Consider the following 13,212-nt stretch of genomic DNA (forward strand, 5'->3'; position numbering starts at 1 on the left):
TTGGCTGAGGCTGACCGCTGTCCATCAGGCCGAGGGGCTGTCCAAGCCTGTCCATCACTGTCCATCGGCTGTCCAACGCTGTCCATTGGGGGTCTCTCGCTGTCCAACGCCGTCTGGAGCTACTGGTGTCCCCAAAGGTGAGTGTCGCCATCGATTGCTTTCGGCAGAGGCTGACCGCTGTCCATCAGGACTGTCCATCGGCCTGTGTGCTGTCCTTGTCATCATGTGACCGTCGTTATCTAACGCCGAGATCGAGCGGGGTAACCTCATCTTTCTCAGCAAATTTCTCCGCTCTCGCTACCTTATCCATCGACTATATCTCAGCGAAAGCCGGATCTCATCAGCATGGCGTCACCGGCAACTCTGGAGCTCCGCCTAGCAAAGTTCATCGTTGGCGATGCGCCAGCCGTATCGGATGCGGAGGTGCGCCAGGCTGCTCGACATGTCACCGATCTGGTGGGTGTTGCCATTGCAGGTACACAACAGCCCGCTTTCCACCGGCTCGTGGCAAATGTCGCAGATCAACCTGGGCAGAACCAGCTCTTGGCGCGCATCTGGGGTAGCAACAGACGCGTCTCGTTGAAGGAAGCCGGACTGATCAATGGCTTTGCAGGCCACATTCACGACTTCGACGATGACGAGACCGGCTACGCCATAGCCCATGTAACGGTGACGGCTGGAACTGCTGCGATTGTGGTGGCCGATGCCTGTCCTGAAGTATCCGGCGCAGAAGTCGTGAAGACATATCTCATCGCATCGGAAGCAGCCATGAGAATTGGCGAGATCATCAATCCGGATCATTATCGTGGCGGTTGGCACTCCTCCGCGACCTTGGGAAGTTTCGCTGCTTGCGCTGCTGCGGGGCGCATTCTCGGTCTGGCCTCGGAGCAGATGCGTCATGCGCTGGGAATGTGTGCCTCATTTGCGTCCGGCATTCGAGCCAACTTTGGCAGCGATACGAAACCGCTTCAGGTTGGCAAAGCTGTCCACGATGGCATCCTGGCCGCTGAGTTGGCAAAGGCCGGCTTGACATCCGCGACGGGCGCATTGTTTGGAGAGACGGGTTTTGCCCATATGTTTCAAAGGGGACGCGATGCCGAAGCAATCATCGAGGGTTTTGGCAGACCTTACCGCTCTCTAGGGAACACTATGGTCATCAAGGCGTATCCATGTTGCACGGCCTCGCATACAGCCATCTATTCAATGCTCACCCTCAAGGGCGAGCACGGTTTCAAGGGCAGCGACGTTGCCAGTGTAGTCTGTCATATCGATGCTGTCGCCAATGGGCTCCTGATTTACGACAGGCCGACGAATGGCGCAGAGGCCAAGTTCAGTATCACTTACAGTCTCGCCATCGCAGCACAGTTGGGCAAGGCCGGTATCGCTGAGTTTGAACTGGAGGGTTCTCCCGGCGAGGACATCCTGTCAATTATGGAACGAACCACTGTTCAGGAAGCCGAGGACTTGCCCACCCTGGCAAGCGGCGCCTCGGTAGCCTCACGACTGCAGGTTGAACTGAAAGATGGGCGACGCTTCGAGAGGTTTCAGGAATTTGTGCCGGGAAGCGTGGGGGAGCCAATGTCGGACGGCGACCTGGAGAACAAGTTCATAAAGTGCCTACACCCCGCACCGTCAAAGTTCGCGAGCGACCTGTTCGGCCTGCTCATGGAACCAGGGGCAATTCGCTCCTTCTACGCGTGCATAGACCGCTTTGTTCTGCCGTCCGAAGATGCGACTAGGGATTGAAGAAAGCACTTTTTGTCACTTCGCGATAAATTGTGTTCGCTACTCAAATGTATTCCAAACTACAGATAGCTCTACAAATTGAATTCTCCATGCTCCTCGACCGTGTAACTGGCCTTCCCGTAAAAGTACCTGTGATCCAGATCTAACCCCTTCACTTCAGCCAACTCGGCCACCAAGTTCTTCAGCGACGTTCGGAGGACTAGGGGACTGAAGAGAGGTCGAATGTCCGGCGCGACGCCTGCCATCTTCATCTCTCGCGTGCTGTAGACCGCCGTGTTCACCTTGTGATCGGAGCACAGCTTTTGCACGGGTCCCATCAACGGCTGGTACTGATCCTCGCCAAGGACCTGAATGACAGGAACGCCACTGTTGACGAGCTCCTGCGGGCCGTGAAGGAAGCGTGAAGCTTCGACGAAGGTGGAGTGGATCTTGAGCTTCTCCGCCATGTTGCAGTCGGATGTCACGAACCCAAGCTGCTCAGCGTAGCCGGCGCCGATAAACATCATCTTGTCATGATCCTTGAAGCGAACCGCATCCTCCTTTGCCCGCTTCTGGCTCTCCAAGGCTGCGGCAACATAAGCCTTTGGAAAGTGGGCGAGAGAGTTGAGCAGGCGCGACATGCCGCCCCATCCTTCCTTCAATTCCAAGATCTTGCCGATGAAGACCTGCATCAGGAGACAGTTCGCAACGTAGGGGTCAACAGCCCCAGACGCAGTAAACGTTGTGTGGGCGCGAACGGCGATCGGGGATTGATCCCGTCCGATGAAGGCGACGGTATGGTGAACTCGGTCACGAACGGCGTCGATCGCCAGGAGCGCGTCATCTGTTTTCCCCGACACGGAAGTAATGATGAGGAGAGTGCGATCGTTGGTCCTCTTGGGGGGGCTAATGGCGTAGTCGGCAGACTTGTAAGCGTAACCCTCCAGGTCTCGCGATTGGGCATCGATCCACTTCAGGAGAACCTTCTCCATGAAGCTGTCGCCGGTGCCGGAGGAGACCATTTGGATACGGTCAATGTTGGGTGCGAGTTGCTTCGCCAAACTGATGATGCCCTCAATCTGGCCCAAAGCAGGCTGCAGCTTTTCGCCGAACTGGTCAACTGGAAATGGGGCCATTGTTGGCGATGATCAAATGTAGGGGGACTAGGATTGATCTGGGTTCTGTCCTGTTGGTCTTGTCTTGTGGTGTCGCGATATTGCTAGGAATGGCGGACGGTGAGCGACACTTTATGTTCCCGAGCTGCGGCCAAATTGATCGGCAGATGCTCTGGCGGTTCCCATGAGCTGCATTGGATGGCTAAACCTGCTTCGTTGGCTCCCTAAACCGCGCGGAGATCTCGTTCTCCAAGCCTCTCGATCAGCGTCCTGCAAGGTTTAATGCCACTTCGGCCCGTTGCGAACGTTCCGGAGCGCTGTCATCCAGCATGGTGACGTGCATATGCATGAACACCTGTCAATTTTCAGCGAAGGAAGCGGGGTAGGTCGTATGCCAAGCAGCGCAGTCATCTATATTATTTTCTAGCGCTTACGCAATGCAGGCTGACCATGGTCGTATCACCCTGATATCTGCGCTTGTTCCGGTAATTCACTCAATCTTCTGCCCCTCACTCTTCACCCACCATTCATCCAACGGAACAAGTCAGCATAGTGACGGTGCATATGCATGGACACCTATCGTCCTCGGTGCAGGAAAGCGGGGTAGGTCGTATGCCAAGTGGCACAAGTCATCTGAGAAAATTGCGTTATTTTCTAGTGCTTGCGCATGCGGCATAGATAAGCGGACGATCGTAGTATCTGCGGTTGTCTCGCTCATTCACTCAGTTTTTTCCACGCCTCCTTCGCTCACCCACGCGCCATTTTTACCCCTCCATCTTTTCTCAGCTCGCCACAATGGCTTTCGGACAGGTCCAGGCTTTCCGGAGGCTGCGCGCACCGCAGCACGGCACGAATGCTGTCAACAAAGCTTACGGCCAGGAATTCACAGGAGGAGCACGGCCCCCGCACAATATGGCCAAGTCGCTCATCGTCTTTCGTCACGCGCAAACTCGGTTCAACCCAATAGAGGGGAGGGATGAGAATGGTGATACGACGTTCGTCGCTCAAGGGCGAGGCATCGACCCCCCTATCGACGAGTGTGGCGTGAAACAGGCTCTCGCTGGCGGGTTTGCTCTTCGGCATGAGGATATACGACATGTGATCTGCTCGCCGTCACAGCGCGCCGTCCAGACTGCAATATATGCCAAAATCGTCAACAACGCGGAATTCACGCTACACAGCGAGCTTCAAGAGCACGACTTCTTGGAGCATGAGGGGAAGATGCTTCCGGGTAAAGCCTTTCGAGGACCCTATCCCGGCATCGAAGATCCCGTCGAGTTCACTGAGAAATTCATCATTCCAGGATTGGGTCTCGTTCACAACGAAAAAACCGTTGTGGTCACTCATGGAGGATGGTTCAAGGGTGGTGCCGGCGTTCTTGGAATGAAGCTCTCCGCGGAAGATGTCGGAAACGCCGTTCCTGTTCGCCTCGAAGATGACGGTTCGGGTTGGAAGGCCACTCGCCTGAGAGCCATCCTGCATCTCGCTCTATGCCAGGTCCAAGAAACAGCCGATGTCGAGAATGCCGGCTTTGAAGAGGGGTCGAACGAGGGTCTTGAACAGATCCTCGAACACTACGGCCTTTCCCTCAGCCTCTTGAAGCCACGCGCCTTGGTGTTAGGAGAAGACATGTCTGCAATCGCAGAGATGCGCCATGGTCCCACACAGCATTTCGATCTTCATCTTTTCACAGGCCCGGGAAAGGAGGACATTCCGTGGCGTAAGATCATCGAAAATATCGTGGAACGGGTATTGATCGCTAAGCCGGGCATTGGCGCGGTACGCCTGTTGATCCCAACCAGGAAGCACTACTCGGATCCCAATGGTCCTGACGCCATCTTGTTACGCCGGGTACTGGATGAGTTCGTCCGGATCGGCGAAGCATGGAACATCGACTTCGATGACGCCACTATCCACCAAATAGACGAGATGATTTTGTCGAAGAGAATACGAGATAAGCTTGTCTTGCCGAGAGGCATTTCAACAACCTCGGACAACCGTGTTGTGCTGATCAGTGGCCCAACCCGTGGCATCGGTTTGGAGATAGCGAAGGCTCTCATCCTCGAAGGTTATCTTGTCAGCCTCGGAGCCCGCGACCTAGGGAGGCTCACCTCCCTTTTTGGCGATGAGACCGAGCGTATCCACTACGCCCAATTCGACGCAGAGGATGAGGGCACCTGGGAGACTTGGATCAGCGCCGCGGTTGCCAAATTTGGAAGGATTGATGGCTTGGTGAACAATGCCGGTTGCGGCGCAGGCGGAAAGGTTAATCTGATGGATGGTAATGACGAAGGGCTAGATAAGCTGTTGACGATACACGCGAAGGCGCCCTCACACCTTGTTCGCCTTTGCATGCCCTACCTTAGGACGACAGGGGCTGGCCGTGTCGTTTTCATTAATTCGCTATCCGCAAAACGGGTCTTGGGAAGCAAGAACCTTGGCTACAATGTAGCTAAGGCTGCGCAACAAGGCCTCGCGCATACGGCGAACAATGAGGCTTGGGACGAAGGTGTGCGGGTAACATCTGTATGTCCTGGCTGGGTTCATACGGATTTGAGCGCTCACTCGAAGGTCCCCATTGAAGACAAGACGCAGCCGCAAACCGTGGGAGCCATCGTTGCATTTTTGATGGGCCTGCCCAACAATGCAGAACTTGGCGACATTACCGTCAACTGTGAACATGAAGCTAAGCGCTGAGCTGTGGCGGCAACGCCGTAAGAACTACTATTAGAATTCGTGAAGGACGGCAGCAGCGTACACATAGGAGCTGATTTACCCAATTTCATTATTCATCCAGTTTAGTTGTTTTAGCCCTACGTGTAGAGCTCTTTTTCTACCTGCTTCATGCCGTGCGGCGCCATATCAACACAATCGGTAGGCCATGCGCACCCTCTGACTTTTCGTGCGTCCCGTGCTAGATATGTCGCCACTTCCAGATGCTGCATTACGCTACGGACGCATCATGCAGCTTACATTTGCCAACGAATGCCTGATAGATCATACCTCCCAAGCCCAGACGAGTGTAGCGTCAAGTGGAGGTGCACTAGTGAATGTGACGTCGAGATTACTTGGCCCAATATGCGAGCCAATGTGTAGGGTAGTGACTTGCCGCAGGTATATATAAAACGTAATTCCTCCGAAACATTCGAAAGAAAATCGTGAGTGCAGCCTAACGCACTTCATTGAACCTGACCTGATGGCGCCGAGGACGGCAACGCAAACGATCATTCCCGTGGCCGGATGCACGAATGATCAACCTCCCGGTGGCGACGTTTCCGTGCCGGTGAACTCATCTACTTCCAAGCCGACGTGGTTGACGCGCATCTTGCTGGTGTCGTGGGACATCCTGAAGTTCATTTGGGCATGGTCTCCGATAAAGAGATATTGCAATAAGCCTGTTGATCTCGAATTTCTTGAAATCTGGAGCATCTCGCTCGACCCGGAAAACATTCGTCGCATTCTGCGTAGGGCATTTCCCGAAATTCCGCTTCAAGAGCTTCCCACGGATGAGGAGCAAATCCGCCATCTGGCGCGAGACTTGTTGTTACCCGGCAACGAAAAGAATGGACTGAGGGGAAAAGATGACAGCGAAAGCGGGGCCTGTCCTGATAGCATTCGCGAGATCGTCAGAACTGCCTTCTTCGAAATCATGACTAAGGAAATGTTTGCAGATATAACGGATCAGAAATTTGCTGCGGCCGAAAAGACTGGCCGACAATCGGGACGATCTGAGGTTTTTCCAGACGTTGAAAGGGACGGCTCCGCAGAGACACTCTCAAGTGAAAAGACATCGAAATACTCCTACACTCTCGACATGCTGAGGGATGCATTCCCGGATATTTTGGATGGAGAGATGCCCGCGCATCGAGAGGCGTTGCGCGGCTTGGTGCGAGCTATTGTGTTGCGGGATCTGGAAACGATCGAGCCAGACGAGACGTGCGAGTTTGGAGTTTCAGAGGAAACCAGTATTTTCTGCATTGTCACCGAGGCGTTTCCGGAGGCCTCAGATAAAGATCTTCTCAGGTACGGAGAGGCATTCCGCACTTGGGTGCGAACTCTCGCATCACCGGAAGAGACCTACGGACGCATTCCCAAGGATGTTCGGTATCTTCTTGCCGCCCTAAACGCACGCCATTTGTTGCAGCAGTTGACAGGCTCTTCGATCAAGAATGCTCTTTTCGGAAGATCTACGGACGGCGTGGCTAAGATATTCAGAATTTTGGAGAAGGGGTGTCGGAAAGGAGTGAGCCCCAAAGAGAGACGTTGGTCCCGGATATTCTTGGTGGTCCTGATCGCATACAATATCCTTCCCCTTTTTGCAGCGGGTTTTCGGAATGAACGGTCATTCATCGAGCGTGCATTTACCGGAGTGGTGAATGTCTTCGTCGCGATGTACTTCGTCTGGCAGATCGGATTTCTCGAACTCTGGTACCTTTTCAACTGGAGCCTGGAGCGTGTTTTGGGCGGTATCCCATTCGCCACCATCTATATCCTCACTACAATCGTCCCCGGTCTGAGGTTTTTGTACCATGCAGAGTGGTTCACCGGGATGAACGCCTCGATTTCAGCGACATGGCAAATCTTTGTCCAGTTTGTCTTCCCAATCAGGGACATTCTTTCCCGGTTATGGACGTGTTGGGAAATAAAGCAGCAACGACAAAATGGAGATTGGGTTGAGTTCGACCAGCTCGTTCGTTGGGAACTCACGACATCCGAAGAGTTCATGACGTCTGCGGATGATCCTGCAGCCCCCGTTACTGCAAAGGACGTGCCCATCAGGGTTCGGGTGGAGCGCTTCATCAAATTCACGAACCTTTTCGATACCGGACGGGCTCTCGAGTTCATGTTGCAACTGTTGAGAAATTATCTCGAGGGCTGCATTAACGTCTTGATGGATTACAACCGCTATGCACCAACAGCGCTTCGTTGCAAGAAAGGTCACAGAGAACCTTCGCTGGAAAAGTTCATCTTAGCCGGAACAACTGCGCTCATATTCGGGTTTTTGTGTTGGGCGTTCTGGCCGGAACAGACACTCAATTTTATCTCTTCAGCTTATTCCGGCGCCGTCTGCTTCGTCAAGCAGTTGGTCATTGCGTTCAAGGACTTCCAGTCTCCAGAGCGCGCTCGCTTGCAGTTCACCTACATGGTTGCCAGCAGCCTCTGGGCTATATTCTTGGTGGCGGTTCCGTACAAAATTGACGAACACATTCTAACCCCCACGGGAAACATGTTGGCGTTCATGGCGGCCATGTGTGTCGTAGGCTTCTTCTTTCTTGAGCCTATTGCAAGACTGATACAGTTCTGCACCTCGATGGGCATGAAGTTTGCCAGATGGCGGAAACCGAGCAACAAGTTGCCTAGGGTTGTCGCTGTCGCCCAACGGAGTAAGCGGTCAGCTCTAGGCACGAGGAGGTTGCCGACACTGCACTCCAGTGGAAGAAATTCAAGCTGCCTTCATACTGACGCAGCATGAAGCCGAAATGCATCATAGGCTGGTGGTCAGCGTTCGAGCACTTGCGGCCGCTTGGATTAGGGCCTCATGGCGCATCACCAATGTGTATAGATACAAAGTCATTTCCTGAGTAGATATTCAATCTTCTAGCATAGCTTTCCTGAAAGATTGATCTCCTAAAATTTGCACTTTTCGCTGGAGTGCTTGTTCTCCTTTGATCAAAGCTGCTGATCTCGGTCTACATTTCACTCCCGTGCAGTTGGACGGCTTCATCGCGAACTGAACGCGAACAGTATATTCTCGCCACAAAAAGCGGGCGACCATACACGGTGCGCCCCTTTTTCTCGCAGCCAAGAAGCACCAACATCGCCTATCCCTCAGCAGTGGCATTCCGGGAAACAATGATGGACAGCCTTTGGGGCCGTTGGACAGAACTTTCCCCCCGATGGACAGCCGTTGGACAGTGATGGACAGCAGCGATAACTGCGAGCGGACCCTTAGGGTTAGGGTTAGGGTTAGGGTTAAGGTTAGGGTTAGGGTTAGGGTTAGGGTTAGGGTTCAGGATATATCTGCATGTATTCAATATTTGTAAGTTTCATAAAGAGTATGTTTGAAAAACTGTTCGTCTGTCCGTTTCTAGACCCGTATTTGTGAAAAATTGTACATAAATAAGTTTATCGAGCGACAGGGAACTCGTCCCGGTCTCGTATGCGAGCCTTGCTCCGTTGAGCCGGGCTTGAGGTAAACTCTGGCTGGTCCACCGTGGGACCAGAGATTGACGCCCAACTTCCACTATGAGCAGATCATCGGTTTGAAAGAGCACAGGCGGGCACGCCAATCTCGCAGCTGTGCCGCAAGCATGGCGCAAGCAATGCCACCATTCTCCACGATTGAGAGGAACTTAGGCGTATTCGCCCTTGCGTAAGAGCAACCCTGAACCCGAAACCGTCGCCTCAATATTTCGGCTGTTCGACACACTCGGTGCTTGCCTACCACGAGGGAGGGCTGAGCAAGCGCGCTAGATGCGCCTCGAACGAACGCCATTCGGTAGCAGACGGTAATTGATAAAGATGCTCTAACACCACTTCGGCATCTGCACCACGACAAAGCAATCCCAACTTCTGCTTGATTGTCTCGCGGTCGAAGGGCCTTTCAGGACTGCCCTTTGTCTGTCTCACGCTCTCGCAGATCGACGAGCCATCCACCAGCGCGACAGTGACTTCGCACAAAAATGGATCGTCTTGCTCCTCGAGGCCGATCATGTCGATGCGCTCCATCATATGTCGGATACCCGGGTCGCCGAACGTTTCGTCGGTGAAGGCGTCCAACCCGGCCGAAGGCAGGCAAAGTGCGGCGGCCGCGCAGAACTGCATGCTGAATTTGCCTTCGAGCGCTGTCTTCGGCTCGTTGTGCACGAGGATGGAAGGAATCGTCCTGCCGACCGTTATCCGCACCGACTCTATGTTTCGGAAAGCATCGGTCGGCAGGCGACCGCGAATCACTTCGCAGGCCTCCATGGCGGTGTGTGCAGCCGTACAGCAGGGGTAAGCCTTGATCGTCACACCAGGATCCTCGAACGGCGAACCACGTCCGATCCGGGCAAGGACGGCATCGACGCGACTCGGATCGCCACCGTAAAGCTCTGCAAGTCCCATCGGGCCAAAGAGCGACGCGTTGGCATCGAGCCCGGCCTTTGCAAGCTGCGCTGAGACGAAGCCGTCGCGGGCGGCGGCGGCGACCTGCCAAGGCTTGGCGCTGCTGCCGAATGCAGACCGTGTTCCGCTGCTCGCCGTTACTGCAAACGACAACGCTGTCGCCAATTGTTCGACGGACAAACCTAAAATGTGTGCACTTGCCATCGCCGCGCCGAACACGCCGAGGGTCGCTGATGCATGCCATCCGAGTGCATAATGTGCCGGATTGAGTAACTCACCTAACGCCACCATGGTTTCGACACCCGATAGATAGCCGTTCAAAAGCGTCACGCCGGAGCAGTTTGTCATGCCGGCCGCGGCCAAGGCCGCAGCCATAGTCGGCACCGTCACATGCGCAATCGAAACAAGGGCCTCGTCATCATCGAAATCATCAAGATGCGCAGCCATTGCGTTGAGCAGTACTGCATCCGAAGGGCGGCATCGCAACTCGCTCCCAATAAGCCAGCTAGGATGATCCGCGCGGACATCCACGATGTCACTTGCCAGTAAGGTTTTGATTTCCGGCCGCCGAAAGCCGGCATAGGCGGCGCCAACCCCGTCAACGAAGTTCATGATCGACGATTGCCGGTCTTCGACCGAAAAACGAGCCGCCGAATAGTGTAAGGCTGCGGCGAAACGCAGGATATCTTCTTCAGTGGCCATGCGCCGCACTCACCCGACCGTCCAATCGGCGCCCGGAATCGAGGCCACCAACCTTTGTGTATATTCGTGTTTGGGGCTTCGAAAGATCGCCGAAGGAATGCCGCTTTCGACAACCTCTCCGCGATACATAACAATGATCTCGTCACAGATCTTGCTGGCTACGCGCAGATCGTGAGTGATGAAGATCATTGCGATCTTCAGGTCATGCTGAATTCGCGTCAAGAGGTCGAGAATTTGCGCCTGGATCGACACGTCGAGCGCTGAAACAGCCTCGTCGGCTACGAGAACCTGCGGGTCGAACATCAAAGCACGGGCGATGCCAATTCGCTGCCGCTGCCCGCCTGAGAACTCATGAGGATACCGGTCGAGGCTTCGTTCATCGAGACCGACGAGATCAAGGAGACGAGCGGCCTTCTCGCGCGCGGCAGCCGGCGTCAGATCTCCGTGCGCAAGTGGGCCTGCGGTCAGGGCCGTCAAGACCCTATGGCGGGGATTGAGGGAGGCGAAGGGATCTTGAAACACCATCTGGATCTGAGGGCGCATGGGCCTGAAATCGGCATCAGACATTTTGGCGATATCCGTGTCACGGAAGACGATACGCCCACTGTCACTGTCCATGAGCTTGACGATCATACGGCCCAGCGTCGACTTGCCAGAGCCGGATTCGCCGACCACGCCTAACGTGGTTCCCTCGTAGAGAGCAATGCTGACGTCGTTAACGGCCTTTATCACCCGTTGTGGCTTGAAGAGGCCGACAGATGTTTGATAGGTCTTCTTAAGGTTCTCTATTTTGAGCACTATCTCAGCACCACGCTCATTTAGCCGATCTGCCTGGGACATGCGTGGAACTGCGGCAATAAGCTTGCGAGTATAGGGATGCGCAGGTGACTGTAGCACGTCTGCTGCATTCCCCTGTTCGACCAGAGATCCCTTTTCCATCACGAGGACCCGATCGGCGATTTCGGCCACCACACCGAAATCATGCGTGATGAACATCACGCTCATGTTTTTCCGCTTCTGGATCTTGCGGATTAGTTCGAGGATTTGCGCTTGCGTAGTGACGTCCAATGCGGTGGTTGGTTCGTCTGCGATAAGAATATCGGGGTCGAGTGCCAGCGCCATCGCAATCATGACGCGCTGGCGTTGCCCTCCGGACAGACGGAAGGGATATTGTCCTTGCAGAACCGTTGGCTCTGGGAGGCCGACCTCGTCCAAGAGCGCCAAAACCTTCTTTCTGCGGGACTCCGCCGTGCCGATGTGATGAACCTGCATGACCTCCTCGATTTGGTCGCCGATCTTCATAAGAGGATTGAGGGCGGACAGAGGGTCCTGGAAGATCATCGAAACCACGCGTCCACGCAGTGACAGCAGTTCACGCTCAGGCAGTTGCAGTATTTCTTTGCCACTGAGCGTGATGGTTCCTTCCGTCGCCATGATGGACGGCGGCAAAAGCCCCATGATCGTGTTCGCAGTCACCGATTTGCCGGAGCCGGATTCGCCGATAATGCAGAGAATTTCACCTTTCCGCAGATCGAAGGAAATATCTTTCACCGCATGGGTGCGCTCCATACCCTTCGGAAGCTGAACTGTGAGATTGCGAACCGATAACGCAATGTCTGAACCCGGGCTTTCGGTGAGCCGACCTTGTTGTGACGATGGCGACACTTTAGTCATTACCATGGCTCCTGATATCGAGGGCGTCGCGCAATCCGTCGCCAATAAAGTTAAAGCTGGTCACCGCAAGGGTAATCGCCACGCCGGGTATGATTGCGAGCCAAGGCGCTGTAGCGAGGTACTGCTGTGCACCATTGAGCATGTTGCCCCAGCTTGGCGCCGGGGGCTGAATGCCATAGCCAAGAAAGCTGATGTAGGCCTCTGCCAGAATTGCCCGGGCGACCGTGAGCGTTGCTGCGACGATGATCGGGCCCATAACGTTCGGCAGCAGTTCGCGGGTCATGATCCAGCGGCCTGACAACCCGAACATACGTGCCGCAACCACAAAATCCCGCTCCTTTAGTGATCGGACTTCAGCAGACACGATACGAGCGATTTCCATCCAGCTGGTCGATGCGATGAGGACGGTAATCATCGCAGGACTGGGTTGAATAAAAGCGGCAAGCGTCAAAAGCAGGAAGATTGAGGGGAAGCAAAGAAATGCATCGACGACGCGCATGAGTGCCGCGCCAACGCGACCGCCATAGTAACCGGCAGTGATACCGATGCTTGCACCAATGAAAATGCTGATGAACATGGCTGAGAAGGCCACCAGGAGCGAAACACGCCCCGCCATGAGCAATCGTGCGGCAACGTCCCGCCCCAACGGATCCGTTCCTAGATAATGATGGCCTGTCAAAGGCGGGGCAAACCGCGCTCTCAGATCGATGTAAAGCTGGTCATAGGGGAGCAAACATGGACCGACAACGCAGACCAGCACGAGCAGCATGACGCAGGCAATTCCGAAGAGGGCCAGGCGGTGCTGTGCGAACCGGTGAACCGCCGGATTTGCAAAAAAACCTGCACGCGGAGTATCGATGACGTTGGAACCGGAAGACATCTTGTACTC

The 13,212-nt window shown here is 54.7% G+C and carries 7 protein-coding genes; 3 read left to right on the top strand and 4 right to left on the bottom strand.

What is annotated here, in order from left to right:
* The first annotated feature begins 345 nt into the window (after window positions 1-345).
* On the top strand, window positions 346-1,746 hold the full coding sequence (locus OIU37_RS33535; protein ID WP_264259983.1) for an MmgE/PrpD family protein: 1,401 nt from the start codon (window positions 346-348) through the stop codon (window positions 1,744-1,746).
* Window positions 1,747-1,817: 71 nt separating this feature from the next.
* Here the strand turns inward: OIU37_RS33535 and OIU37_RS33540 are convergent, their stop codons facing one another.
* A complete protein-coding gene (locus tag OIU37_RS33540) occupies window positions 1,818-2,861 on the bottom strand; it encodes an SIS domain-containing protein (protein WP_264259984.1) in 1,044 nt (347 codons plus the stop codon).
* Between the two features lie 891 nt (window positions 2,862-3,752).
* On the opposite strand from OIU37_RS33540, the gene OIU37_RS33545 reads away from it, so the two are divergent.
* Both OIU37_RS33545 and OIU37_RS33550 read left to right on the top strand, forming a co-directional pair.
* Window positions 3,753-5,537, top strand: a complete 1,785-nt coding sequence (locus OIU37_RS33545; protein WP_264259985.1) for an SDR family NAD(P)-dependent oxidoreductase — start codon at window positions 3,753-3,755, stop codon at window positions 5,535-5,537.
* Between the two features lie 580 nt (window positions 5,538-6,117).
* Window positions 6,118-8,313 carry a hypothetical protein gene (locus OIU37_RS33550; RefSeq protein ID WP_264259986.1) on the top strand — a complete coding sequence of 732 codons (2,196 nt, stop codon included), beginning with the start codon at window positions 6,118-6,120 and terminating at the stop codon, window positions 8,311-8,313.
* A gap of 968 nt (window positions 8,314-9,281) precedes the next feature.
* Here the strand turns inward: OIU37_RS33550 and OIU37_RS33555 are convergent.
* Genes OIU37_RS33555 through OIU37_RS33565 form a run of 3 tightly spaced genes read right to left on the bottom strand, consistent with a single transcriptional unit; the run spans window position 9,282 to window position 13,203 of the window.
* Complete coding sequence (locus tag OIU37_RS33555; protein WP_264259987.1) at window positions 9,282-10,649, bottom strand: MmgE/PrpD family protein; 1,368 nt, start codon at window positions 10,647-10,649, stop codon at window positions 9,282-9,284.
* 9 nt (window positions 10,650-10,658) lie between these two features.
* Entirely contained in the window at window positions 10,659-12,323 is a 1,665-nt protein-coding gene (locus tag OIU37_RS33560) for an ABC transporter ATP-binding protein (protein ID WP_264259988.1), read from the bottom strand.
* Window positions 12,316-13,203, bottom strand: a complete 888-nt coding sequence (locus tag OIU37_RS33565) for an ABC transporter permease (RefSeq protein WP_264259989.1) — start codon at window positions 13,201-13,203, stop codon at window positions 12,316-12,318. Before OIU37_RS33565 ends, OIU37_RS33560 begins: the two co-directional genes overlap by 8 nt.
* Window positions 13,204-13,212 lie beyond the last annotated feature (9 nt).

This window comes from Rhizobium sp. BT-226, from assembly GCF_025847085.2.
Lineage (GTDB): Bacteria > Pseudomonadota > Alphaproteobacteria > Rhizobiales > Rhizobiaceae > Rhizobium > Rhizobium sophorae.